Here is a 25,463-nt window from a genome sequence, read left to right on the forward strand (position 1 = left end):
CCCCTTTTGGGTCCGGGACTGGGGAAAACATGGTTGGCGACACGGATCTGGAGACGCGGCGGAAGCGCCTGCTCTACCGCAGCACCTATCGCGGCAACAAGGAGAACGACATCCTCCTTGGGCAATTCGCGCGCGCGCATCTTGGCGAATTCGGCGCCGCCGAGCTCGACCAGTATGAGCGGCTGCTCTCGGTCGGCGACAACGACATCTACGACTGGGTCTCGGGAAAGGTGGAAGTTCCCGCCGATCAGGATTCAGTCGTGGTGCGCAAGCTGTTGGCGTTTCGCGTGAGGTTCTAGTGGCTCTGCCGTTCGTCAGCGCGCTGGCCGCTATCCCGCGTAAGGCCGTCAAATGGACCCTCGCCGGCCTGCCCGAAGGCGCCGATGCCCTCGTGCTGGCAGAGCTGGCCCGGGCGACCGGCGGCGTGGACATTTTGCACGTGGCGCGCGACGGTCAGAGGCTTGAGCGCCTGCAGGACGGGCTCCGCTTCTTCAGCCCCGATCGCGAGGTGCTGGTGTTCCCGGCGTGGGATTGCCTGCCTTACGACCGCGTGTCGCCGCATCCCGACATCGTGGCCGAACGCCTGGAGACGCTGAGCCGGCTGGCGGCCCCGAAGGCGCCCGGCGCGCCGGCGCGGATCATTCTTGCCTCTGTGGGCGCCGCGCTGCAGCGCGTGCCGCCCAGGAGCCTCTATAGCGAGGCGGCGACGATCCTGCGCAAGGGCCAGACGCTCGATGTCGCCTGGCTGACCAAGTTCCTGGGCGAGAACGGCTATGGCCGGTCGGAAACGGTGATGGAGCCGGGCGAGTTCGCCGTGCGCGGCGGCCTCTTCGATCTCTTCCCGCCGGGTACCAAGGAGCCGCTGAGGCTCGATCTGTTCGGCGACACACTGGAGGCCATCCGCTCCTTCGATCCGATGAGCCAGCGGTCGACCGGCACGCGCGAGGAAGTCGTGCTGCTGCCGGTCAGCGAAGTCCTGCTGACCCCCCAGAGCATCGAGCGCTTCCGCAGCGGTTACCGCGATCTGTTCGGCAATGTCTCGGGTGACGACCTGCTCTACGAGGCGGTTTCGGCCGGTCAGCGCCATGTCGGTGTCGAACACTGGCTGCCGCTTTTCCACGACCACATGGAGACGCTGCTCGACTACTGCCCCGGCGCGGTCGTCACGGCCGATCATGAGGCCGCCGAGGCCTTCGGGGCGCGCTACGAGCTGATCGCGGACTACTACGACGCCCGCCAGAAGACCGGCGCCAAGGGCGGCATGACCGGCGGCGCGGATTACAAGCCGTTACCGCCCGACCGGCTTTATCTGAAGCCCTCGGAATGGGAGCGCCTGCTCGACGGCCGTCCCGTCGCCAAGTTCTCGAGCTTCGATTCGGCGCCCGGCGCGGTCAACACGATCGATCTCGGTGGCCGCCGGCACGAGGGGTTCGCCCAGGCGCGCACGGCGCAGGGCGTTAACCTGTTCGACAAGGTGGCCGAGCATGTGAAGGCGGCCAACGAGGCGGGACGCCGAATCGTCGTCGCGGGCTACACCGACGGATCGACGACCCGCCTGCAGCACCTGCTGCAGGAGCATGGCGCCACCACGCCGGTGCTCGCGGCCGACTTTGCGATGGTGCAGGCCCTGCCGGCCGGCGTCGTGGCCGTCGTGATCTGGCCGCTGGAGCACGGTTTCGTGCTCGACGGGCTGGAGGTGATCGGCGAGGAGGATATTCTCGGCGACCGGCTGTCGCGGCCCGCCAAGAAGCGCCGCCCGTCGGAGCGCTTCATTGCCGAGGCCTCGGCGCTCAGCGACGGCGACCTCGTGGTGCATCGCGAGCATGGCGTCGGGCGCTACGAGGGTTTGGTAACGCTCGAGATCCATCACGCGCGCCATGACTGCCTGCGGCTCACCTACGAAGGCGGCGACAAGCTCTTCGTGCCGGTCGAGAACATCGACGTGCTGAGCCGCTACGGCGCGGGCGAGGAGGGCGCCGTGCTCGACCGTCTGGGCGGCGTCGCCTGGCAGTCGCGCAAGGCCCGGCTGAAGCAGCGCATCGCCGACATGGCCGACCGACTGATCCAGATCGCCGCCGAGCGCGCGGTCCGCCGCGGCGAGACGCTCAGTCCGCCCGATGGCCTCTACGAGGAATTCTGCGCGCGCTTTCCCTACGCCGAGACCGACGACCAGCTGCAGGCGATCTCCGACGTCATGGACGATCTCTCCTCGGGGAAGCCGATGGACCGGCTGGTCTGCGGCGATGTCGGATTCGGCAAGACCGAAGTGGCGCTGCGCGCGGCGTTCGTGGCGGCGATGTCGGGCAAGCAGGTGGCGGTGATCGGCCCGACCACCCTGCTGGCCCGCCAGCATCACCGCACCTTCGTCGAGCGCTTCCAGGGAATGCCGCTCAACATCGGCCGCCTGTCGCGCCTGGTCACGGCCAAGGAGGCCAAGGCCACCAAGGAGGGGCTGAAGGACGGCACCATCAACATCGTCTGCGGCACGCATGCGCTGCTGGCCAAGGGCATCGAGTTCAAGGATCTCGGCCTGCTGATCGTCGACGAGGAACAGCATTTCGGCGTCGCCCACAAGGAGCGCCTGAAGGAGCTGCGCGCCGACGTCCATGTGCTGACGCTGACCGCGACGCCGATCCCGCGTACCCTGCAGCTCGCGCTGACCGGCGTGCGTGACATGAGCCTGATCGCCACGCCGCCGGTGGACCGTCTGGCCGTGCGCACCTTCATCACGCCGTTCGACGGCGTCACCATCCGCGAGGCGTTGCTGCGCGAGCAGTATCGCGGTGGACAGACCTTCTATGTCTGTCCGAGGGTCGAGGATTTGGCGTCGGTCGCCGCGGAAATCCGCGAGCTGGTACCCGAGATCCGGCTCGGCATGGCGCACGGCAAGCTGTCGCCGACGACGATCGAGAACACGATGCAGGACTTCGTCGAGGGCAAATTCGACGTGCTGCTGTCGACCAACATCGTGGAAAGCGGCCTCGACATCCGCAACGCCAACACGATGATCATCCATCGCGCCGACATGTTCGGTCTCGCCCAGCTCTATCAGCTGCGCGGCCGTGTCGGTCGCGGCAAGACGCGTGCCTATGCCTATCTCACCGTGCCGCCGGGCAAGGCACTGAACGAGGCGGCGGCCAAACGGCTCGAGGTGATGCAGACCCTCGACACGCTGGGCGCGGGCTTCCAGCTCGCCAGCCACGATCTCGACATCCGCGGCGCCGGCAACCTGCTGGGCGACGAACAGTCGGGCCATATCCGCGAGGTCGGCATCGAGCTCTACCAGCAGCTCCTCGAAGAGGCCGTTGCAGCAGCGCGCGGGCGCTCGGAGGAGGCCGAGAAGTCGGAATGGTCGCCGCAGATCAACCTCGGTATCCCGGTGCTGATCCCCGAGGAATACGTGCCCGATCTATCGGTACGCATGGGCCTCTACCGCCGCCTGGGCGGCCTCACGAGCCAGAGCGAGATCGATTCCTTCGCCGCCGAACTGGTCGACCGGTTCGGCCGCATGCCCGTCGAGGCGGAGTTCCTGCTGAATACCGTGGCGCTCAAACTGCTGTGCCGCGCTGCCCATGTCGAGAAGATCGATGCGGGCGAGAAGGCCGTCGTTCTCAGCTTCCACGACAACAAGTTCGAGCGGCCCGACCGCCTGATCGGCTGGATCCAGAAGAATGCGCCGCTGGTGAAACTCAGGCCGGACCACCGCGTGATCGTGCAGCGCGTCTGGAAGGAAGAGCGGCAGCGGCTTTCGGGCGTGACGTCGATCGTTTCTTCGCTGGCGAAGCTCGCCGCTTAGGCGACGGCTTCTTGGGCTTCGGTTTCATGAGCGCCTTGCCCGCACGCCGGGCGCAGCGCAGCAGCCAGTCGCTGAGCCGCAGGTCGCCCGAGGCGCGAGCCAGCGTGACGGCGCCGACCGCGAGAATCGCCACGGCCGTCGCATCGGCATCGAGCGAGCGTTTCCTTCCGCGCGCCAGCTCGGCGATCACCCCGTGGAGCACGTTCGCATAGGCAAGCCGTGCCGCCAGCGGCGCGCGCGCCACGTCGCCGGCGAGCGAGGCGAGGGCGCAGCCCTGCGCGGTGGCGTTCAGGCTCTCCCGATCCAGATAGGCATCCAGCACGGCGGCGGGCTTCCCGGCGCGCAGCCTGGGCAGCAATCCATGTCCCATCCGCACGATCTCGGCGAACAGGGCGTCCTTCGAGGTGAAGTGCGCATAGAAGGCGCCGCGCGTCAGCCCGGCCGCCAGCATGATGTCGTCGATGTTGGTGGCGGCATGGCCGCGCAGTCGGAACAGCCGCGCCGCGTGCTCGACGATCTCGGCCCGGATGGCGGCCTTTCGGGTGGCGCTGATGGGCATGATATGTCGATTATCATATCATATGATATCTGACATATGAATGGCTGAACACAGACGACCTCACCCTGAGGAGCGGCCGCAGGCCGCGTCTCGAAGGGTCGCTACAAACAAGGCGTGCGTTGCCCATCCTTCGAGACGCCACGCTGCGCGTGGCTCCTCAGGATGAGGTCAGTGGTGAATTGCCGAAGGTCGCTACGCGGTCGACTGCGCCGTGCTGGTGGCGGCATCGCGTTCGGCGAGGTTGAAGACCTCGACGAAGGCGGGCGGCGGCTGGGCGCCGGAGACGGCGTATTTACGGTTCACGATGAAGCAGGGAACGCCGTTGATGCCGAGGCGGCGGGCATAGACGTCGGAGGCGACGACTTCCTGTCGACCTTCGTCGCCCGACAGGAAGTGCCGGACGGGGTCTTCCTCGATCCCGGCCCGAACCGCGATCTCGACAAGCGTATCGAGGTCGCCGATGTCGAGCCCTTCCTCGAAATAGGCCTTGAACAGTTCGCCCACCACCTCGTCCTGCCGATCGGTCTTGGCGCTCCAATGCACCAGCCGGTGCGACAGCACGGTATTGGGCGTGCGCTTGATGCGCGAGAACTGGAAGTCGATTCCCGCCTCGCGGCCGCTCTCGGCGATCGCCTGATAAATCTGGCGCGGCCGGTCGCCGCCGCCGAACTTGGCGCGGACATAGTCGTCGCGCGTCATGCCCTCGGCCGGCATGTCGGGATTGAGCTGGAAGGGGCGCCACGCGACCGCGACGTCGGTGCGGCCGCTTTGCTCCAGCGCGCGCTCGAAGCGGCGCTTGCCGATGTAGCACCAGGGACAGATCGTATCGGAGACGATGTCGACGTAGATCATGGGCCGAGCTTAAGCCTTTCGCGCCAGTGCAGGAAGAGGCCGGCGGCGGCCGCCACGCCCAGGGCGAGCGTCGTCAGCCAGGCGGCGCTGGGCCAGCCCCCCCAGGCCACGAGGGCGCCGGTGATCGGAGGCCCGAGAAGTCCGCCGATATTGGAGCCCTGCATCAGCAGGCCGGTCGAGGCGCCGGCGAGTTCCCGTCGCGGCGCATGGATCGGAATGGCGGTGAACAAGGCGCCGGGCACGACGCCGATCACCGCCGAGTAGGCGCCGGCCAGAATCAGCCGCCCGAGGTCCGGCACGCCGCTCACGAAGATGCCGGCGGCGCACAGGCTCATCGACAGGGTGGCGCCGACGATCACTGTGACCCGGGGCACGCGGCGGTGCAGCAGCCAGCCGGCCCCGAGATTGCCGGTCACGTTCAGGATGGCGACCACGGCCGTGACGATGGCGGCCGTCGAGGTCGAATAGCCCAGCCGCTCGATCAGGAGCGTCGGCAGGAAGCCGATGATGGCGAACCAGCAGCAGGCATAGGCACCGAAGCAGAGCGCGATGGCGAGCGGGCCGCCGCTGGTGGCGACTTCCTTCATTTCCGCGAGGACCGGACGGCGCGCCACCGGCAGCGGATCGAGCTCGCGCCGCGGCACGGCGCGCAGGAGCAGCGCGGCGGCCATCACCGCAGCCGCCCCGGCGGCGACCAGCCACACGGTGCGCCACGAGGTACCAGGCAGGACGATCGCCGCGATCACCATCATGATGCCGGAGCCCGCGGGCATGTAGGTGCTCCAGATCGCCAGGGCGAGGCGCTGGTCGGCCTGCCGCGTGAGTCGCAGCAGCAGGGTCGGCACGGCCACGACGACGGTGATGAAGCCGAGCCCTTCTAGGACGCGGCCGACCAGCAGCGCCTCGACGTTGGATGCGAAAGCGCCGGCGAAGCTGGCCGCCCCGGCCAGCAGTGTGCCGAAGATCGCCAGCCGCCGGTGGCCGACGCGATCCGCCGTCAGGGCAATCGCCATGCCGCCCAGCGCCGTCATCAGGTTGATGACCGACAGCAGCCAGCCCGCCTGTTCCAACGTCGCGCCGAGATCCTCGCGGATCGAAGGGAGGGCGGGTGGCGCCTTGCCGACCTGAAAGGCCGCAACCATGCCGGCCGCGACCAGCAGGGCGGCCAGCGGCCACGGGGTACGGGTTGGCGTCAGTACTGCACCCGCGCCGTGATGGCGCCATCGACCACCATGTTGATGCCGGTGATGAAAGAGGCGGGCGCGCCTGAGAGGAACACGACGGCGCTCGCCACTTCCTGCGGCGTGCCCATGCGGCCCATGGGATTGCGCGCCAGCGAGCGCTTGTAGCGTTCGCTGGCGGCGTCGCGCTGGCGGCCCCAGGTGTTGCCGTCCTCGAGGATCGTGCCGGGCGAGACCATGTTCACGCGCACACCCTTGGGCGCGAGCTCGATCGCCATCGACTTGACCATGGGCACCAGCGCCGCCTTCACCGACCGATAGGGCTGGGTTGGGCCCGCGACCTCGACCAGCGAGGTCGTGCCGATGATGGTGAGGGTGGCGCCCTGGCCGCGCGCCTCGAGATGCGGCCGCACGTTCAGAACGGCATTGACCGTGGCGACCAGGTCGACCTCGATCGCCTTGCGCCAGCCCTCGACCGTGTTGTCGGTCCCGAGCGCGCTCACATTGGCGACGAAATGATCGATGCCACCCTCGGCCGCGAAGCCGTCGATCCAGCGCTTGAGTGCGGCATTGTCGGTGACGTCGAGCGCCGTTCCGGTGGCACGGCCCTGCTGTGCCCGCCATTCCGCCTCGCGCTCCTTTACCAAAGCCGCATCGCGGGCGCAGAAGCCCACGACCGCGCCTTCGGCCAGGAAGGTGTCGACGATGGCGCGTCCGATGCTCTTGGTGCCACCGGTCACCATCACGCGCTTGCCTTTGAGACCGAGGTCCATGTTTCCTCCCAACGGGTCGCTCGCCTATAAGGCCGGCATGAAACAGTGGAGCGTCAGGCATGTCCAAGCGATTCGACCTTAGCGGCAAAGTGGCCCTGGTGACCGGCGCCTCGTCGGGCCTCGGCGTTCACTTCGCGCGCACTCTGGCCGAAGCAGGCGCTTCGGTGGCGATCGCAGCACGGCGTGCCGACCGGCTGGCCTCTCTACAGGCGGAACTGCAGAAGGGCGGCGCCAAGGCGCTGGCCGTCGATCTCGACGTACAGTCGGCGGAGTCGATTGTCGCGGCCTTCGACAAGGTCGAAGCGACGCTGGGACCGATCGACATCCTCGTGAACAATGCCGGCATCTCGATCGTGAAGCCCGCACTCGACATGCCCGAAGCGGACTGGGATTCGGTCGTCGACACCAACCTGCGCGGCGCCTGGCTGATGCTGCAGACGGCCGGCAAGCGCTGGGTGGCGGCGAAGCGTCCGGGCGCGATCGTCAACATCGCTTCGATCCTGGGCCTGCGCACGATCGGCCAAGTGGCGCCCTACAATGCCTCGAAGGCGGGGCTGATTCATCTCACGCGGGCGCTGGCGATGGAGTGGGCGCGCTACCAGATCCGCGTCAACGCGATCTGCCCAGGCTATATCGAAACCGAGATGAACGGCGATTTCTGGAAGACGCCGGGCGGACAGCGGCTGATCGACCGCATCCCGCAACGCCGCATCGGCCAGCCCGAGCATCTCGACGGCGCGCTCCTGCTGCTCGCCTCGGAAGCGGGTGCGTTCATGACCGGCAGCATCATCACCGTCGACGGCGGCCACACGGTGAGTTCGCTTTAGCTACAGGTCGTCCTGAGCGAAGCGAAGGACCTAGCCGAGCGAACGAATGACTCCCTGGCGAACGCGAGATCCTTCGCTTCGCTCAGGATGACGATGGAAGATCACCACCCGTTGATGCGGTCGTAGACGTCGACCACGGACCGGCCGCCGTCGAGGTCGCTGTCGACCACGTAGTAGCGGTCGTAGGCGGCGGCGGTGATGCAGGCGTGGTTGGGCAGGATGCGCACGCGCGCGCCGATCGGCAGGTTGCCGTAGGGCAGCGTATCGTCGGCGGCGACGAAGCCATGCTCCTGAGAGCACTCGATCACCGCCATGCCGGCGGCCGGCGGATCGGCAATGGTGCCGTAGCCGACCTTGGGCTGGAATTCCTGCGCGCTGATATCCTTGGAGAGCGCCAGTGCGCCGGCATCGACCAGCAGCTGGTTGCGGTGCGGGTAGTGGCCGATCACCGAAGCCAGGACCGAGAGCGCGATGTCGCCGGAGCCGCAGGCGCCGATATATTCCTGGTCTAGGTCGTTGAAGACATAGACGCCCGGCCGCATCTCGGTGATGCCGGAGAAGTCGCGTGAGTGCATGGCGGTCGGCGTCGACCCGCCCGAGACGATGGGACAGGGAATGCCGGCTTCGCGCAGTTTCTCCGCCGCGGTCACGATGGCCAGGCGCTCCTGCTCGGCGACGGCGGCGATGCCGTCGGGTGTGCTCTGGTGATAGGAATGGCCGGCATGGGTCATGACGCCGGCAAGGTCGACGCCCGGCGCCTCGTGCAGCAGGCGCGCGATATCGAGAAGCCCGGGCAGGGCGGGGTAAGGCAGGCCGGCCCGGCCGCCGCCGCTGTCGATCTCGATGAACACGGAGAAGGTGTCGCCGTCCTTCGCCTCCACCGCGATGGCCTTGGCCACGCTGAGATTGTCGGTGACGACGCGCAGGTTTACGCCGCGCCGGCGCAGCTCGGTCACAGCGCCGAACTTGGCTGGGATGATGCCGACGCCATAGAGGATGTCCTTGAACCCGCCATCGGCGAAGTAGCGCGCCTCCGCCAGGGTCGAGACGGTGATGCGTCCGTCATGGCCCTCGACGGCCATGCGGCCGATCTCGACCGATTTCGCGGTCTTGAGGTGAGGTCGCAGCATGACGCCTGCGTTACGCAGGCGATCGCTCATGCGCTTGAGGTTGCGGCGCAGGATCGCCCGGTCGAGAATGAGCGCGGGCGTCGGCAGGTCGTCGATTGTCTGTGTAGCCATGGCGACGGTTTTAGCATGCCCATCGAAAACGAACGCAAATTTGTCCTCAACGAGGGCGCCCTCAGCCTGGAGGTCGAATTGTCCGGGCGGCCGGGCGTGGCGCGTCATCTGCTGCGCCAAGCCTATCTCGATGCGCCGGGGCTAAGGATCCGCTCACTCGAAGGCGACGGCAAGACCGATCACGTCTTCACCTACAAGCGCACGATCGACGGCCAGGTCGTCGAGATCGAGACCGGCCTCAGCGCCATCGACTTCGCCCGCCTCTGGACCCAGCGCAAGGAGACGCTGGTGAAGGTGCGCTATTCGTGGACCGAGGGCCGCTATCATTGGGATGTCGACTTCTTCAAGCGCGACGACGGCTCGACCTATTTCGCGATGGCCGAGGTGGAGATGCCGGAAGACCAGATCGAGCCGCCGCCTTTGCCGGACTTCCTCGCGACGGATCTCCTGCTTGTCGCCCCCGCCCTCGACCCGCGCTTCACGTCGAAGCGCATCGCCGACCAGGCGCACGCCACCAAGCTGCTCGCCGAGATCAGGGCGAACGGCGGGATCGTCTAGCCTCATTGGAGCGCGCCACTCCAGTGGCGCTCACGAGCTTGATGCGCCACTGGAGTGGCGCGCTCCGTTAAGACGTTCAGACCTTCCGCGGCCTGTTGCGCGGCAGGGTGACGAGCGGCCACGGGTCGGGGAACTGGCCGACCGGGCAGTCGATCAACAATGGAGCCCCCTTGGCGATACCCCGGGAGATCGCGGTGCCCAGCTCGTCCGGCGAGCCGACGCGCACGGCGTCGATGCCGAAGCTTTCGGCCAGCTTAACGAAGTCCGGGTTGCGCAGCTCGGTGGCGATGGTGCGGTTGTTGAACGACTGCTGCTGGATGCGCCGCACGTTGCCGAAAGCGCCGTCGCTGAACACGACCGCGACGACGCCGATCCCGTGCTGGGCCGCCGTCGCCATCTCCATCGCGGTGAACATGAAGCCGCCATCGCCGCTGATCGAGACGACCGCCGTGTCGGGCTTGGCGACCTTGGCGCCGAGCGACGTGGCATAGCCCCAGCCCAGCGTGCCCTGGTAGCCGGGCGACAGGAATGTGCGCGGCCGGTAGCTCGGCCAGGCGAAGCGGGCGGCGTAGCCGATCTGCGTCAGCTCATCGACCAGGATACCGTCGTCGGGCAGCGCCTTGCGGATCGCCTCGAGATAGGCGATCTGCGGCCCGAGCGTCTCGTGGATCTTCTTCGTAGCCGAGGTCTTGACCTCCGCGACATGCGCGGCCCGGCCGCTGTGCCCTCGTGCGTGCTTTTCGAGGCGATCGGCCAGCATCTTCAAGGTCGCGGTGGCATCGCCCACGATGCCGATCTCGGGCTTGCGATGGCGGTCCAATTCCTCGCTGTCGGCGTCGATCCGGATGATCTTCAACGTGTCGTCGAGACCCCAGTTCTGCTGCTGCGGCTGCAGGCGGGTGCCGACCGCGAGCACGACGTCGGCCTCGCCCCAGAAGCGGTAGCCGGCCGGCGCGGTGATCGAGAGACGATGCCGCCCGTCGATCACGCCCTGGCCCATGCGGCCGGTCATCACCGGCGCATCGATCAGTTCGGCGATGCGCTGGACGTATTCGCCGGCGCCCTGCGCACCCCCGCCGACCACGATCATCGGATGCCCTGCGCCCCCCAGGAGCTTTGCGGCGCGTTCGACGGCATCCTCGTCGACCGGGCAGGGGTCGGCCGTGGCCGCCGTACCGATCAGCTCGACCGGTGCGCGCCGAGCCCAGGTGTCCATGGCGCATTCGAGCGCGACCGGGCGCTGGCGTCCCGAGAGGAGACGGCGGAAGGCCTCGTTCACGAGGCCGGGCGCGGCGCTGGGCGAGGGGATGCGGTCGGCCCATTTGGTCAGGCCGCGCATGATGGCGAGCTGGTCGGGAAGTTCGTGCAGGAGGCCGACATTGCGGCCGATCATCGACTGCTGGATTTGCCCGGTCAGCGCCAGCACCGGCGCGTTGACGGCGTAGGCCGTCGCCAGCGCCGCCGTTGTGTTTAGGAAGCCGGGGCCGGGAACGACCACGTAGGCCGAGGGTTTGCCGGTCGCCATCGCATAGCCCAGCGCCATGTAGGCGCAGGCCTGCTCGTGGCGCGCATGGATCGGCCGTATTGCGTTGGTGCGGTCGTAGAGCGCGTCGAAGAACGGGTCGTTCTGGACGCCGGGGAGACAGAACAGGGTGTCGATGCCGTTCACTTCCAGCATCGACAGGACGGCCTGGGCGGTATTGAGGGTCTGCATGTCCCCCAGTCTACACGCCTGTCGGTTCGAGCGCGCTAGTCGACGCGGGCGCCCGAGGCCTTGATGATCGGCGCGAGCCGGGCTTCCTCGGAGTCGCGGAAGGCTGCGGTCTCGGCCGGCGAGCGCCAGACGGCGATCGAGGCCTGCTCGAAGAACTTGGCCTTGAGATCCTCGCTCTCCAGCGCCTTCTTCGACAGTTCGGAGAGGCGCGCGACGATGTCGGGCGGCAGCTTCGCGGGGCCGGTGAGCGTGGTCCACGAGCTGATGTCGAAGCCCGGCAGGGTCTCGGCGATGGCCGGCACGTCGGGCACGACGGGGCTGCGCTTCGCCGAGGTGACGCCGAGCGCCCGTACCTTGCCGGGACGCGACTGGGCCAGCGCGCCGGGAATGTTGTCGAAGATCATCTGTATTTGCCCGGCCAGCAGGTCCTGCATCGCCGGGGCGGCACCGCGATAGGGGACATGGACCATGTCGACCTTCGCCATGATCTTGAACAGCTCGCCACAGAGATGGAGCGTCGTGCCCGATCCGGCGGAACCGTAGGAGTATTTGCCTGGGTTCTTGCGCAGCAGCTCGATCAGCTCCGCCACCGTCTTCACCGGCAGGTCGAGATTGACCACCAGCATGTTGGGCAACTGCCAGATCGTGGAGATGAACGTGAAGTCGGTCTTGGCGTTGAACGGCAGCTTGGCATAGAGGGTGGGCGAGATGGCGTGGCTGGCGATGCCGCCGAGGCCCAGCGTGTAGCCGTCGGGCGGCGACTGGGCGAGCGCGTCCATGCCGACATTGCCGCCCGAGCCGCCCTTGTTCTCGACGATCCACTGCTGGCCGCTGAGCTCGGTCATCTTGGCGCAGAAGATGCGCGACAGCGTGTCGGTGGCGCCGCCGGCCGGATACGGATTGATGTAGCGCACCGTCTTGTTGGGATAGGTTCCCTGGGCCGAGACAATCGTCGGGGCGGCGAGGGTCGCTGCGGCGAGTCCGCCCACGAGGGTACGGCGCCCGATCGGACGCATCTTGAGTGTCATTATTTGTTTCCTCCCTTTTGACGCAGGGAGGGTGCCAAAAAACATGATCGTCGTCGATGGGGCGGCCTTGAAACCGCCACCCGAATGAAACAAAAGTCCTGCCAGTGGGAACTTTCGCCTGTCGGGTGCGAAAATGGCCTTGGGGGCCGTCGCACTTCATGAGGAACGGTCATGTGGGGTTTTGAGCGTGAGGATGCGGTGCGCCTCTTCGCACGCGGCGCCGCGACCGCGGCTTTGTGTGCCGTGGTCGTGTACCCTGCGGCGGCCCAGCCGAAACCCGCAGGCCCACCTTCCGCCAGGAGCACGTCGCAAGCCCAGCCGCAGCAGGCGCCCGCGGCAAAGAAGCCCGGGGAGCCATCCGAGGCCGACATCTGCTACGGCGTGACGGGCGCCGATGCTCCGACGAAAGTCGCCGCCTGCACCGAGGTCATCGACAAAGGACTGCTCACGGGCGGCCCCCTGGCGCTCGCCTATCTCCACCGCGGCCTCGCGGTGAGCGGGCCCGATGCCGACAAGCGTTCCAAGGCGGATTTCCGAACGGCGATCCGGATGTACAACGACGCCATCATGGCTCAACCGCTGAACCCGCACCTCTACATGCAGCGCGGTGTCGTCCATCAGACGATCGGCGAGGCCGACCGCGCCATCATCGACTACAGCGATGCGATCCGGCTGGCGCCGCGCGAGACCCTGCCGCTGATCAATCGCGGGGTCGTGCTCTACCTGCGCAAAGACAACAACGAGGGCGCGATCGCGGACTTCAACGCCGCGCTCAAGATCAACCCGAAGGAGATCAGTGCCTGGACGAACCGCGGCATCGTCTACCGCCGCAAGGGCGACCTCACTCAGGCGATCGCTGACTTCACGACTGCGATCAAGCTGCTGCCCGAGAAGATCCAGCCGGTATCTTTCTCCCAAATCCATGACACAATCACCAGCCAGCTCGACAGGTCTCCCCAGCAGGAGGCCAATCGCATCGCGCTGCAGGCCGCCTTCGCCTTCCTTCAGCGCGGCCTCGCCTGGTACGACAAGAGCGACTATGACAAGGCGATCGCAGATTTCTCCGAGGCAATCCGACTCAATCCGCGCGACCCGGCGCCCTATGTCGGCCGCGGCGCTTCCTACATGTACAAGAACGAGGTGAAGCAGGGGATCGCCGACTTCAGCGAGAGCATCAAGCTGAAGCCGGGCCAGGCCTTCGCCCACTTGCAGCGCGGTATCGCCTATCATCGTGTCGGCGATTCGGACAAGGCGCTCGAGGACTACACGATCGCGCACGAGCTGACGCCCAAGGATCCGGGTCCGCTCGTCAATCGCGGCATCCTCTACTACACGAAGAAGGGCAAGTTCGAGGAGGCGGTCGCGGACTTCGACCAGGCCCTCAAGCTCAACCCGAAGGAAATCAACGCCCTCATCAACCGCGGCGTAACGTGGCGGCAGCGCAACGATCCCGACCGCGCCATCGTCGACTTCAACGAGGCGGTGCGGCTCGGTCTGCAGACCGCCAACATCCTAAAGCTCACGCAGAAGGACCGGGACGGGAAGCGGGATCCGGCCACGTCGCAGATCGCCGACCAGGTCGCCAATGCCTACTACCAGCGCGGCATGGCCCTGATCGACAAGCAGGAATACGAGGCCGCGGTGAAGGACTTTGAAGCGGCCCTGGATATCAACGAAAAGGAGCCGCGCGCCTATCTCGGCCGCGGGGCGGCCTATCTCAAGATGGACAAGGCCAAGGAGGCCGTCGCCGACCTCGACCACGCGATCAAGCTGGCGCCCGGCATGGCCTTCGCGTTCTTCGAGCGGGGCGCCGCCTACCACCGCATCGACGACTATGACCATGCGATCGACGACTACACCTCGTCTATCACGCTCGACCCCAAGGAGCCGCTGGCCTACATCAACCGCGGCATGGCGCAGATCTTCAAGAGCCGGCTCGACGCCGCGATCGCGGATTTCGACGCCGCGCTCCTGATCAGTCCCGACGACATCAATGCGCTCATCCAGCGCGGCTTCGCCTATGGCCTGAAGAAGGATTTTCCGCGGGCGCTCGCCGATATCAACGAAGCGTTGCGCCTGTCGCCGGGCAACCCGACGGCGCTGTATTATCGCGCCCAGGTCCTGGTCCTGCGCGGCGATGTCGTCCGCGCCATCGAGGACTACTCCCAGGCGCTGAGAGTCGACGTGAAGAATCCACGCATCTACGCCAGCCGCGCCAACCTCTACATCAGCATCGGCGAATACGACAAGGCGATCGAGGACCTGAACAGCGCGATCCGCCTCCGGCCGCGCGACGCCAACCTGTTCCTCAATCGCGGTATCGCGTTCTTCAACAAGGGGGATTTCGCCAGGGCCGTTTCCGACTATGACGAGACGCTGAGACTCGATCCGAAAATGACGCCGGCGCTCAACAACCGGTGTCTGACGCGCGCGGTGATGGGCGCCAGCCTCGACGAGGCACTCGCCGACTGTAGCGAGGTCCTCCGACTGGTGCCGGACGACCCGTATGCACGCGACAACATCGGGCTGATCTATCTCAAGCAGAAGCAATACGACAAGGCGATCGCCGAATACGAGGCCTCGCTCAAGATCGATCCGCAGCGCGCTCGGGCCCTCTACGGACGCGGCCTCGGCAAGCTGCGCAAGGGCGAGGAGCCGGCCGGCATCGCGGACATGTCTGCCGCAAGCGGCATCCAGCCTGGCATCGCCAACGAATTCACGAAGTACGGCTTGAACTGAACCACGCCGCGCGGCCATGCGGTCGTGCCTTGCTATCGTCCGTGGAGCACTCTCGTCACACGTGTTGGACCTCTCGTCGGTTCGGTCCTATGTAGGAATCTGGACTAACGCCTCTGCGTTGGCTCCCAATTGTGAAAGGGGGAAACGATATGTTCTTCAACGACTACATCGCATCGACCGACCTCATTGCCATCGTAGCCGTGGTGATCTTCGGCCTTCTCGGCTTGGTGCGGCGCCAGCGCGTGTGGTTGGTCGCGGCGACGATCGTGCTGCTGATCTGGGCCGTTGTCCGTTTCATCCGTCCGTTCTGACGCTCCGTCGGCAGCCCCGTTGTGAAGCGGACGACCGGCAGCGATTGGCCGTCGGCGGCGCGAGGTGAGGTCTTTGCCTACACGACGAACAGCCCGTCGGCACCGGTCCGGATGGATATTACGAGGTCCTGGAAGTCGTTGTCGCCCCACGTCGACGGGAGATCCTCGAAGCCGAGCGACATTTCCAGTCCTCCCTGGGAAGTTCCCGAGAGAACCTGGACCATGTCGCCCGGATTGAGCGCCGAGAAAGTGTGGAAGATCACGGCCCCGTCCAGCGAGCCGCGGGATTCGCTGAACAGGATCGGCGGCAGGCCGGCATCGAGCGTGGCCGGAACGTCCGAACCCGCAGCGCGGAACGAGAGGTCGTCCGGCAGGCCGCCGAGCCGATTGTAGCCGTCCTGGATCAGGAAGAAGCCCAGCCGCGTATCGGCGTCGGGCGTGAGTTCGACGGTGCGGGCACCCATCGCCACGTTGAGCGTGTTGGCGAACAGGATATGGACGTCGCCCAGCACGCCGCCGGCGGCAACCTCGTAGTAGCCGAAGGAATTCGCGTAGGTCGAGATGGCCGACTCGAAGTCGACCGTGAAGGTCACCGAGCCGTCGCCCTCGAGATAGGCGTCGCTGGCGATGCCGTTGACGAACGAGGAGGCGACCCGCACGCCCTCCTGTAGGGCGGGTAGGAAGTTGACGTAGGTAATCGTCGTGTGGGCGTCGCCGCCCATGCCGCGCGCCGCGGCGATGAAGTCGCCGCCCTCGAAATATCCGCCGAGATTCACCGAGTCCGACCCGGCGGTCAGGGTGGCATTGGTGAAGTCGTCATTGTACTCGATGTCGAGGCTCGAGCGGCCCACGAGCGAGCGCAGCACATCGACGGAGTGCCCGGCGCCGAATCCGCTGACCACGTCCCGTGTCATGTCTGTCCAGGTGTCGCGCAACGTATCGATCCCGCCGCCGAATTCGATGAAATCGCCGGCCGCGCCGCCCTGCAGGATGTTGACGCCGAGCCCTCCCCGCAGCTGGTCGACGCCGGCCCCGCCGAGCAGCAGGTCATTTCCGTCGCCGCCGTCGAGGAAGTCGCTGCCGTTGCCGCCGATCAGCGTGTCGTTGCCCGCTTCGCCCTGGAGGTAGTCGTTGCCGTCATTGCCGTTCAGCTCGTTGTCCAGCACGTTGCCGACGATCGTGTCGTTGCCGCGGCCGGCGATCAGGTTGCTGACCAGCGAGCGCGTATCGTCGCCGTACTGGAGAGCGTTGTAGACGTTGCCCTGGGCGATGAAGCCAGCCGGAGCCGGGAGTGCAAGGGCGCCGTTCAGATCCGCGAGTTGCTCGCGCGAGAAGGTGAGCCAGCGGCCCGGGCGCAGGTCGTCATGCTGGTCCTCGTCGAAGTTGCTGAGGTCGTAGGTCGAAAGCGCGCCCTGCGTCCACACCGTCGAAAAGATCTTGTGGGTCGCCGTCACGCCCGTATTCGGCGCCACCGTACCGTTGATGTACTGCTGGCCGGTCGTCTCGTCCCAGGTATAGAGGGACTTCGTGCCGGCTCTGTCGAAGTTCGCGCCGTAGTAGGCCTGCAGCGCCGCGATGTCGTAGATCATGTAGCTCTGCGGCGAAGACCCGAAGTGCGCCTCGGTAACCATGTTGGTGTCGGAGCCGAGATAGCTCGCATAGGTCATGACGGAAAATTCGTTGTCGTTCCTGTCCCCCGACAGTGCGCCGTTGTAGTTCGGGTCATGGCCGTGCTTCAGGCCGAGCGCGTGCCCCATCTCGTGGATGATCGTGTTGAAGTGGTCGGTCCCGTAGAAATCGGCCGGGGGCCGGCCATTGGTGCTGAGCCAGTTGTCGCCGGACTCGCGGGCATCCTGGGCGGAGTAGGGGCCGGGATTGGCGGGAAAGGCGGCCTGCGAACTGCCACTCGTCAGTCCGGAGAAGCGCAGCGTCGCATCAGCGGCTGATGGTGAGTCGGCTTCTTCGAACTTCAACTGCGTGTAGGAGGCGACGAGGCCCATCGCCGCCAGCGCCGCCGCCTTCTGGTTGGCGCTGGCCTCCTCGAAGTTCGCCAGAATCTCCATGTCCGGATAGCCTCCGGGGACGCCCTCGGTATAGTCCGCTACGTCCGTCGGAAAGGCATACTTCATCAACTTTGCGGCCGTCGTGCCGCCCAGCGTGGCGACCCAGTGATAATCCATCAGCAGGGCGCGCACATTGGGGTCCCCGACCCCGCTCGAGTCGAAGCCGCCGCCGAAGAGGCCGCCCTTGGGCGTCGTGAGATCGCTCGGGGGCGTGTCGTCGTCGTCCGGCCCGTCATCGGGTGCGCTGGCCATGTCGAGGGACTCCCTGGTCAAACGTCTGCGTTGGCTGATGTTATGGCCAACGAGGGGGGCGCCGGGCAACATTGGCGATGGTTGGGAACCTTACCGTCGCTGGCGTTCAGGCGCCTACAATCTCGCGTTGCAGAACACCGCCCGAAACTTTCAGGCCTTCGGCGCAACGCTCTCGCCTCAGAATGTCAGTCTGACCTGAAGGCCCAGCACGAGGGCGTTGGGAATCGTCGTCACCCCGTTTGGCCGGATCACATACTGGACGTTCGGCATCAACGAGAACCACGGCGTCAGCTGGGCACGATAGTTGAGCTCGATGGTGGTCTCGGCGGACTGAACGCCGACCGATCCAGGCACCACGGCGTTCGCTGCGTTCTGCGCCGCGACGAGGGTGCTGCTGACCCTGCTGTAGCTGATCGCGAGGCCGATCGAATCGTCGTACCGGTCGGCAAAGGTTCCTCTTTGCAGGAGCCCCAGCTGCCCGATGTATTCGAGCATGGCGGTGTCGGGGGCGGCATAGGCGAGGACGGCGAAGGCTGTCAGGCCGCGGTCCGTCCCGGGTGCGGCGCTATAGATCATCTGATCGGCCTGTGCATAGAAGCCCCAGCGCCCGCGGGCCTTGGCCTGAGGGCCGCCGGGAAGCGATCCGAGATAGGGCACGTCGGATGTATCGTAGTATCCGCCCAGCCTGTAGTGGCCCTTGAGCCCGGCGGTGCCGAAGCGCGGCTGCCAGCCCAGCTGCGCCGGCATGATGACGCCGGTGGCGCCGGAGATGCCGAGCTTGAAGCCGTTGGCCGGCGCCGCCAGCGTAGGGTTCACCTCATAGGCGCCCGTCTGGACATAGACCTCGTCGAAGAGACTGGCCTTCGCCATGCCGCCCCAGCTGCCGGTCGGATAGATGGTGAAGCCACTGTTCACGACGATGGCGATCTGTCCGCAAAAGCCGTTGTTCTGGAAATGGCAGTAGATCGGTGAGGTCGCGAAATCGTCCGAGGCGTGCAGCCAGCCAAGCTTGATCCGCAGGCGGTCATCCAGGATCAGTTGCTCGTAGGACAGTTCGGCCAATCGCACGTTCTGTCCGGCGCCAAATATCTCTTGTACGGAGATGAAGCTGCCGATCGTGTTGGCCGCCAGACTCTGGCCGGCGCGCTGGGTGAACGTCACATGCAGCTTGGCCTTGGGCCAGCCGATCAGCTTTTCGAGATCGAAATCGGCACCCGCGTCGACCTGCTCGGTATAGGCCGCGCCTTGCTTCAGCCCGCCGATGGGATTGGCTGCGGACTCAGAAATATGGTGGCCGCGCAGCGTGATGCCTTTGGCCTCGAGATCCCTTCGCGTCCCGTTCCAGTCGCCGGTCATGTACTGGCCCCGCAGCCACGACGAAAGGTCCGGGTCTCCCGGCGCCGGATCGTCGGCGCGCGCGGATCGGCTTTGCAGCACGCTCGCCCCGAGGAGCGCGCACCACAACGCGACCGCTACTGCGCGGATCAGCCGCCTGCCCGACATTGCCCGACTCACCTCTGGAACGGCACCGACGAGAGCCCTTCGCCGAAGGCTCGCATTTCTCACACCGTCTTTTCCCCCACGAAGGTGCAAAAGACCATCGTTCCCAAGCCGGAGACGGTGCTGACGCGAATCCCAGTGGGCGGTGCTGGTCGTGCAAATGGGATCGATAACTCGCACGAGGGTAGCGCTGGGGCTGGCCGCAGCCACGCGGACAAGCGCAGAGACCGCCTGTCCGGTCGGGTGCTTTCGTGAGTCCTTCAATCCTCGCCGCGGTGGGATCAGCGTTCCAGCGCTCGCCATCCAGTTCCAGCCGAATCAAGTGCCTGTCTGGAGACTCCGTGAAGGCGACCAGACGGGGGATCGCTCTGCCCCAGAGGCGGTGTTCAACGCCCCAATCCGAAACCCGCCCGCACCATCTCCTCGTGCGGGAAAGCCCTGCGGATGTGATACGGGTGGAGATTTGTGAGCGGCCGCAATATCGCCCACCGAGCGGAAATCTGCGAGTCTGGCGGAGGGGGTGGGATTCGAACCCACGGTGGGCGTGAACCCACGCCGGTTTTCAAGACCGGTGCCTTAAACCGCTCGGCCACCCATCCGAAGCAATCGCGACCGGCCTATTAGCCCGTCGCCGAATAAAACGAAAGGCGATATTCGCTTCAACGCGCGACTGGTGACCAAGACCAGTCGGCTAGGCCGCGTCACGATCACGCCGCATGGCCCAGCGCGACGCTGCCGGATGCTACGTCGCCCTCGGTCCATCATTGCTGCAACATACGTCCGGCTGGATCGAGGGGCAACGGAAGGCTACGGTGACCGATGGCTTTCGAAGGTTTCGACAAAGCGAGCGTGGATGCCGTCGCTCGATCGCTCTACGTGGGATTTCGACGAGACAGCGGCCTCGAACCAGACGAATGGTCCACGCTGGCCCCAAGCGAGCAAAAGCTGTGGCGCCGCGTGGTGCGCAGGGCGATGCGTGCCTTCGCAAAGGAGATACCGCGAAACGATGCCGACTATAACAGCGGCTCCTTCCCGATCCATTGCGCGGCGGTTCGACGACGCGCAACGGAACAGCAGCGCAAGCTCGATGCGCGCGATACGCTCGCCTGCAAATCAGTCTTGGTCGATCGTGACGAGTCAATTCCCCCGCTGGCATGGCTATGCAGCATCGACCGGGACGTCCACGCGTTCACGATCGGAAGAAGCGTCGAACACAATGAGCAGCGGATAGTAGAGGGAGTCTGGGCAGGCGATTTTGCGACCACGAAAATCGAAGAATCGGACTGTATGTTTGGCTCCGGCGCGGCTCTTGGCGAGCAAGTTGTTTTCGTGCCGCCAAAGCACAACTACGAACACCTGTTCGTGCTGCACGACTGTGCGCTCCAAAGAACATATGTGGCCAATTCGCTTTGCTTTGTCCTCGCTGCCGCCGGTAGTGAAATTGAAGAATCCTTTCTCGCCATGATGCCGGCTGGCCTTCTTGCACTCGGCCGATTGCGTCCGGCGAATATCGACTTTTATGACCCCCTGGTTTGCGGCAACGCACGTTTCCGGCTGTTCAAGATGATGTATTACAACTTCTCGGCGGATCATGCCGGAGTGGTGAAACTTCATGAGTGCCGGCTCCATCCGCCAGCTGGGAACTTCAAGGAGTATCGCGATCATCTAAGCAAGCAACTGGGTGCGTTGTTCGCGAACGCGCGACATCCGGGTCGGTCCACGCGCTTCGAGCCGATCGCAACGGTGTCGACGGGATATGATTCCGTTGCGTGTGCGGCTCTCGCCAAAGAGCAGGGTTGCGTCGAAGCGCTGACCCTGGATGTCAGCGTGAAGGGAAAGGACGATCACGGAGGTGATGTTGCCGCGTCACTGGGCCTTCGTTTGATCTCTCGTCGGCATGTCATGGGCGATGATATCGCTAACCTCCGGGTGGAATTCAGCGGCCACCTTCAAGAAGCGGTCGCTGAATTCGTCGCGACTCAGGGCGTGGGCGACGACATCGCGTTCCAGCCGTTCGAATCCTGCCTTTCCGACCGTCTCCTGGTAACGGGCGGTTACGGCGATACGATCTGGAGACGGCAGCCGCCAACGCCGCCTGGTCTTCCGACCGGGACCGTTTTCAGCAAGAGCATTACAGAGTTTCGCCTGCGGGTCGGATTCTCCTATTTGCCGCTCCCCTTCATTGCAGCACGTTTTCCCCAGGCCGTGAACGCGATCTCGCAAAGCGCCGAAATGCAGCCATTCTGCCTCGCCCAAGAGTACGACCGACCGATCCCACGGCGCATTGCGGAGGAAGCAGGAGTTCCACGCGAGGCGTTCGGGCAAAGAAAAGTCGCGACCGCGCCACTGCCAACCAATCATCAGGCGCTCTTCGTGGCCTCAGTCCGCAAGGTGATGAATAGATACCGGCAAGGGATCCGTCGGGTCCCACCGCCTGTCGCCCAGAGGCCCGCTTAGCGAGTATGCCCGCAGTCCATCGGTCCTGACGTCGGGCTGTCGCAGCGTGTGGTCCCAATTTCTTTCACAATCTTGTGTCTATATGTGCGCGAGGATACCCTAGAATATGCAGCTGACCACTGATCGCAAGAAAGCTCTGCTCTGTACCAATGGGATCGTGGAGTTCGGTGGTGCACCCATCGTTGTGGTTGAGGTAGCCGAGTATTTGGCATCGCGAGGCTTCGAAACGGTGATCGCCGCCAACTACGTCGGTGACCCCTTCAAGGCTGAAGTTGAGCGAACCGGCATTTCGATCACCGACGATCCCGGCACACTCAATGCGTTCGACTTCGATATCGTGTGGTTGCAGAACCACATCGCGCCGCTTCTGAGGTATGAACTCACGACCGGTTCCAAGAAGCGGACGACTTTCGTGTTCGCGCATTTCTCACCGACCGGAAAGCTCGCGTTTCCGGGGCCAATTCTGCAGCCATTGCTCGCGGATTGGACACTGGCGAATTCCGAGGAAACCAAATCCAATCTCGTCCAAGTGGGCGTACCCGAAAGCGACATCTGTCTGTTTCCCAATCCCGCGCCTGCGGCTTTCTGGACGTACCGAAAGCCACCCAGCGACCTGAGAGTGGTGCGGGCGATCTCAAACCATGCCCCGGTCGAGGTAACCGAAGCCTTGAAGATATTGGGGAGCATGGGCCTGGCTGTAGAGCTGGTCGGCAAAGCAGGACAAAGTTACCAACGAGTATCGCCAGAGCTGATCGCCGAAACGAGCGCCCTGATCACGATCGGGAAGAGCGTGCAGTATGCAATCGCTTCTGGCGTTCCTACCTATGTGTACGACCGGTTCGGTGGGCCGGGCTACCTTTCGCAAGATAACTTCGATATAGCGGCGGCGACCAATTTTTCCGGACGATGCTGTAAGAGGCGGGCGAATGCGGCAATGATCGCAAGTGAAATTGTCGATGGCTTCTCGCGAGCTTCACGGTACGTCATGGCGATTCCGGCCGGGACGCTCTCCAAGTACAGGTTGGAACCGCATATAGACCAGATCATCAATACAACAGCGAAGCCAAACGCCGAACGTCTTGCGTCGCTGACAGCTCAGATGCAGTTGTTGAGACGCGAACATGCGATGGCACAACTCATCCGTGGTAATTTCCGCAGTGTTAAGTTGCGCGACGCTCAAGTGGCCAAGCTCAGGCGAGATATTCAGGCACTACAGGCGCGCCGGAACGGTGGCGCACACGCGACTTAGAATTGATATTCAAACCGCTCGATCTCGCTTGCGTACAACTCCGCGACCAGCGCGCGGTCGCGTGCTGTGTAGTAGTCGCGATAGTCGTAGGGCTCGGGAGCGCCATTTACGGCTTCCACAGTCTTTCCGAGTGTCGCAACGCCTGAACTCTCGAGATAACTGCTGAGCCTCTCCAACCCGTCTTCCAGCCGGAAAGCTCTGTATGCGCAGTTGTCGCCGGGCACGGCCATGAAGGCTTCGATTGTCATGGACCCGTGGCACCACCATTTTTCGCTGCGGGTGGGGTCTTGCGGTCGCGTCGGCTCAAGCGTGCTAAGCCACGCGCTGAAGTTACCGTGAAAGCGACGCTGCTTCTGCCGCTCCATCATCGCAAACAGCGACGCCAACCGAGCCCACGGATTGCGCACCGTCGCGATCTTCGAATAATCACCGAATTCCCAACCCAGTTCAGCGAAGGTCTGCTGCGCCTCGCAGGGACGCATATGACTGTAGAAAGGTTTCTTTGGCGTTCGTCGGGCAAAGCGCACGATTTCGACTTCGCTTATTGGGCTCAAATACCGGCGCACCGCTTCGGAACCGGTTTTCGGAATTGAGAAATAGATCAATCGATGCCGATGCGAAATTATCATGCTTGGCTCTAGGCTTCGTCCATCCGCGAGAGGTCGCGCAGCCGGTCGCCGGCAAGATGTAGGCAAGGGCTGCGACGATCAAGAGCGCCCGCGTTTCCTTGTGGCCCACGCCCCCGTCAAGCTGTGGTCTTGCCTGCCGTCGCCTGGTCTAGGGACTGATTCCACAACTTGCTCCGCCATCTCCAAGAGCCGCGCACCAGACGCCGCGATTGCAACCAAGCGGATTCTGCCGTAGCGGCAGCGCATGGCGGACGATTTTTGTCTGATGTACGACGCCGGCCTCGGATATGCGCCGAAATCCAGCTTTCGCGGCAGCGGGGCTGGAGGCTGGCCCGTGACGGTCGACGCCGACGGCTTGCGCGACTGCGGGGGAGGCCTGGAGGCCGGTGAGGAGCGGGCGATTCTCGCCGTGGGCGATTCCTACACGTTCGGCGAGGAAGTCGGCGATGCGGAGACCTGGCCGGCGCAGCTTCAGCGGCTGAGCGGGCGCCGGGTGCTGAACGGAGGCGTGTCCGGTTACGGCTTCGACCAGATCGTCCTTCGCGCCGAACGGCTCGCCGCCACGCACGAGCCGGCAATGGTGATCGCAGGCTTCATCGCCGACGACGTCCGGCGCACCGAGATGCGGCGGCTGTGGGGGCGCGACAAGCCGTGGTTCGCCCTCGACGGCGACCGGCTGCGGCTTCAGGGCGTGCCGGTACCGGAGCGCCGGCGGCGCGCGCCAGCGTGGTTGCGTCATCGCCTCGACCGGGCCCTGATCGGCCTGCCGGCGCCGCTGCAGCACGTCTTTGGTTACCATGTGAGGCAGAATCCGGCGGGCCAGGGCCAGACGATCGCCATTCACCTGATCGAGCGGCTGCTGCGGCTCGGGGAACGGCACCGATGCCGTGTCGTGCTCTTGGCGCAGTATCATCCGCAGGTCTGGGTTGACCGGACGTTCGCCGCCGAAGAGCGCCGTGTGACGGGACTCGTTCTCGATCGCGCGCGCAGCCTCGGCCTGGCGACCGTCGATACGTTCTCCCGATTCGCCATCGAACCGGCGGCCGCGTCCTTTTACGTCAACACGCATCTGAGCGGGCGCGGCAACGCCATGGTCGCCAGCCTGCTCGCCGCCCGGCTCCCCGAACTGTCCTAGCGGCGGGCCGTTCAGCCGCCCTGTTCGCGCTTGAGTGCCTCGCGACGGAGCATGGCGCGCCACTCGGCGGGCGAGGCGCATTTGTGGGCATGGACCCCGACCTTGCGCAGCGCGGCCTCGCGCTCGTCGGGTCCGTAGCGGTCCTTGCCGTTGACGGGCAGCGCCCAGGCCCAGCCGGCCGAGACCATCTTTTCCTGCAGGTCGTCTTCGCCGGCGAAGCACTGGGCGACCGGCGGGCGGGTCTTGCGGTCGGGATCGACCAGGCGGCAGGTCACGGGACGACCAGCGATGAACTCCTCCAGCGCCTTGCGGGCCAGCGCGCCGGCGCGCCACTGGCCGTCGTCGCAGGTCTGGCTGCGCTCGGGCGCGTCGATGCCGAACAGCCGCACGACCTGCGGGCCGAACTTGACCGTGTCGCCGTCGACCACCGTGAAGCGCGGCTTCGGCGCCGGCGTAACGACGGTGTCGTCGTCGGAGGACTGGGCGGCGGCGCCCGTCGCCATCGCCAGGAGGGCGAGCGTGGAGAGGAGGGCGAGGGAAGTACGGGCGGCTTTCAACGGCGGGAACCTTGCGGGGCTATGCGTGCGCCCGGCTTATAG

At 65.4% G+C, this 25,463-nt stretch carries 20 protein-coding genes and 1 tRNA gene; 9 read left to right on the forward strand and 12 right to left on the reverse strand.

The window, feature by feature from the left end; genetic code table 11:
* Nucleotides 1–29: 29 nt before the first annotated feature.
* Both ACO07K_RS10775 and mfd read left to right on the forward strand, forming a co-directional pair.
* Nucleotides 30–299, forward strand: coding sequence for a succinate dehydrogenase assembly factor 2 (locus tag ACO07K_RS10775; protein WP_298316384.1), 270 nt, complete (start codon nt 30–32; stop codon nt 297–299).
* Nucleotides 299–3,796: a transcription-repair coupling factor gene (mfd, locus tag ACO07K_RS10780; protein ID WP_422035931.1), complete on the forward strand. Its 3,498-nt coding sequence runs from the start codon at nt 299–301 to the stop codon at nt 3,794–3,796. The genes ACO07K_RS10775 and mfd overlap by 1 nt, the downstream gene beginning before the upstream one ends.
* Here the strand turns inward: mfd and ACO07K_RS10785 are convergent.
* The 4 genes from ACO07K_RS10785 to ACO07K_RS10800 all read right to left on the reverse strand — a co-directional run bounded on the left by ACO07K_RS10785 (nt 3,690) and on the right by ACO07K_RS10800 (nt 7,161).
* Nucleotides 3,690–4,355, reverse strand: coding sequence for a TetR family transcriptional regulator (locus tag ACO07K_RS10785; RefSeq protein WP_422035932.1), 666 nt, complete (start codon nt 4,353–4,355; stop codon nt 3,690–3,692). The two genes, mfd and ACO07K_RS10785, sit on opposite strands and share 107 nt — an antisense overlap.
* A 192-nt stretch (nt 4,356–4,547) precedes the next feature.
* Entirely contained in the window at nt 4,548–5,207 is a 660-nt protein-coding gene (locus ACO07K_RS10790; protein WP_422035933.1) for a DsbA family oxidoreductase, read from the reverse strand.
* The gene (locus tag ACO07K_RS10795) at nt 5,204–6,349 is read right to left on the reverse strand and encodes a CynX/NimT family MFS transporter (protein WP_422035934.1); all 1,146 of its coding nucleotides are present in this window, start codon (nt 6,347–6,349) and stop codon (nt 5,204–5,206) included. Before ACO07K_RS10795 ends, ACO07K_RS10790 begins: the two co-directional genes overlap by 4 nt.
* 50 nt (nt 6,350–6,399) lie before the next feature.
* Nucleotides 6,400–7,161: an SDR family NAD(P)-dependent oxidoreductase gene (locus ACO07K_RS10800; RefSeq protein WP_422035935.1), complete on the reverse strand. Its 762-nt coding sequence runs from the start codon at nt 7,159–7,161 to the stop codon at nt 6,400–6,402.
* A 59-nt stretch (nt 7,162–7,220) separates the two neighbouring features.
* Here ACO07K_RS10800 and ACO07K_RS10805 point away from each other — a divergent pair, with 59 nt between their 5' ends.
* Nucleotides 7,221–7,988 carry an SDR family NAD(P)-dependent oxidoreductase gene (locus ACO07K_RS10805; protein WP_422035936.1) on the forward strand — a complete coding sequence of 256 codons (768 nt, stop codon included), beginning with the start codon at nt 7,221–7,223 and terminating at the stop codon, nt 7,986–7,988.
* 101 nt (nt 7,989–8,089) lie between these two features.
* On the opposite strand, the gene ACO07K_RS10810 is transcribed toward ACO07K_RS10805, so the two are convergent.
* The gene (locus ACO07K_RS10810; RefSeq protein ID WP_422035937.1) at nt 8,090–9,229 is read right to left on the reverse strand and encodes an alanine racemase; all 1,140 of its coding nucleotides are present in this window, start codon (nt 9,227–9,229) and stop codon (nt 8,090–8,092) included.
* A gap of 15 nt (nt 9,230–9,244) precedes the next feature.
* On the opposite strand from ACO07K_RS10810, the gene ACO07K_RS10815 reads away from it, so the two are divergent.
* Nucleotides 9,245–9,787, forward strand: coding sequence for a hypothetical protein (locus tag ACO07K_RS10815; protein ID WP_422035938.1), 543 nt, complete (start codon nt 9,245–9,247; stop codon nt 9,785–9,787).
* Nucleotides 9,788–9,863: 76 nt separating this feature from the next.
* Here ACO07K_RS10815 and ACO07K_RS10820 read toward each other — a convergent pair whose 3' ends face one another.
* A complete protein-coding gene (locus tag ACO07K_RS10820; RefSeq protein ID WP_422035939.1) occupies nt 9,864–11,501 on the reverse strand; it encodes a thiamine pyrophosphate-dependent enzyme in 1,638 nt (545 codons plus the stop codon).
* A 35-nt stretch (nt 11,502–11,536) separates the two neighbouring features.
* Complete coding sequence (locus tag ACO07K_RS10825; RefSeq protein WP_422035940.1) at nt 11,537–12,529, reverse strand: Bug family tripartite tricarboxylate transporter substrate binding protein; 993 nt, start codon at nt 12,527–12,529, stop codon at nt 11,537–11,539.
* Nucleotides 12,530–12,700: 171 nt separating this feature from the next.
* On the opposite strand from ACO07K_RS10825, the gene ACO07K_RS10830 reads away from it, so the two are divergent.
* Together ACO07K_RS10830 and ACO07K_RS10835 are read left to right on the forward strand one after the other, a co-directional pair.
* Nucleotides 12,701–15,268, forward strand: a complete 2,568-nt coding sequence (locus ACO07K_RS10830; RefSeq protein WP_422035941.1) for a tetratricopeptide repeat protein — start codon at nt 12,701–12,703, stop codon at nt 15,266–15,268.
* Between the two features lie 149 nt (nt 15,269–15,417).
* Nucleotides 15,418–15,579: a hypothetical protein gene (locus ACO07K_RS10835; RefSeq protein WP_422035942.1), complete on the forward strand. Its 162-nt coding sequence runs from the start codon at nt 15,418–15,420 to the stop codon at nt 15,577–15,579.
* Between the two features lie 77 nt (nt 15,580–15,656).
* Here the strand turns inward: ACO07K_RS10835 and ACO07K_RS10840 are convergent, their stop codons facing one another.
* From ACO07K_RS10840 to ACO07K_RS10850, 3 genes are all read right to left on the reverse strand, one after another.
* On the reverse strand, nt 15,657–17,894 hold the full coding sequence (locus ACO07K_RS10840) for a DUF4114 domain-containing protein (protein WP_422035943.1): 2,238 nt from the start codon (nt 17,892–17,894) through the stop codon (nt 15,657–15,659).
* Between the two features lie 177 nt (nt 17,895–18,071).
* On the reverse strand, nt 18,072–19,397 hold the full coding sequence (locus ACO07K_RS10845) for a carbohydrate porin (protein WP_422035944.1): 1,326 nt from the start codon (nt 19,395–19,397) through the stop codon (nt 18,072–18,074).
* Nucleotides 19,398–19,903: 506 nt separating this feature from the next.
* Nucleotides 19,904–19,993: transfer RNA gene (locus ACO07K_RS10850), tRNA-Ser, on the reverse strand.
* A 220-nt stretch (nt 19,994–20,213) separates the two neighbouring features.
* On the opposite strand from ACO07K_RS10850, the gene ACO07K_RS10855 reads away from it, so the two are divergent.
* Both ACO07K_RS10855 and ACO07K_RS10860 read left to right on the forward strand, forming a co-directional pair.
* Nucleotides 20,214–21,851 carry a hypothetical protein gene (locus ACO07K_RS10855; RefSeq protein ID WP_422035945.1) on the forward strand — a complete coding sequence of 546 codons (1,638 nt, stop codon included), beginning with the start codon at nt 20,214–20,216 and terminating at the stop codon, nt 21,849–21,851.
* Nucleotides 21,852–21,957: 106 nt separating this feature from the next.
* Nucleotides 21,958–23,100, forward strand: coding sequence for a glycosyltransferase (locus ACO07K_RS10860; RefSeq protein ID WP_422035946.1), 1,143 nt, complete (start codon nt 21,958–21,960; stop codon nt 23,098–23,100).
* On the opposite strand, the gene ACO07K_RS10865 is transcribed toward ACO07K_RS10860, so the two are convergent.
* Nucleotides 23,097–23,729, reverse strand: a complete 633-nt coding sequence (locus ACO07K_RS10865; RefSeq protein ID WP_422035947.1) for a sulfotransferase family 2 domain-containing protein — start codon at nt 23,727–23,729, stop codon at nt 23,097–23,099. The genes ACO07K_RS10860 and ACO07K_RS10865 overlap by 4 nt on opposite strands.
* A 244-nt stretch (nt 23,730–23,973) precedes the next feature.
* On the opposite strand from ACO07K_RS10865, the gene ACO07K_RS10870 reads away from it, so the two are divergent.
* The gene (locus ACO07K_RS10870) at nt 23,974–24,864 is read left to right on the forward strand and encodes an SGNH/GDSL hydrolase family protein (RefSeq protein WP_422035948.1); all 891 of its coding nucleotides are present in this window, start codon (nt 23,974–23,976) and stop codon (nt 24,862–24,864) included.
* A gap of 11 nt (nt 24,865–24,875) precedes the next feature.
* On the opposite strand, the gene ACO07K_RS10875 is transcribed toward ACO07K_RS10870, so the two are convergent.
* On the reverse strand, nt 24,876–25,421 hold the full coding sequence (locus tag ACO07K_RS10875; protein WP_422035949.1) for a thermonuclease family protein: 546 nt from the start codon (nt 25,419–25,421) through the stop codon (nt 24,876–24,878).
* Nucleotides 25,422–25,463 lie beyond the last annotated feature (42 nt).

The sequence above is a fragment of the Reyranella sp. genome, from assembly GCF_965228225.1.
Classification (GTDB): Bacteria; Pseudomonadota; Alphaproteobacteria; order Reyranellales; family Reyranellaceae; genus Reyranella.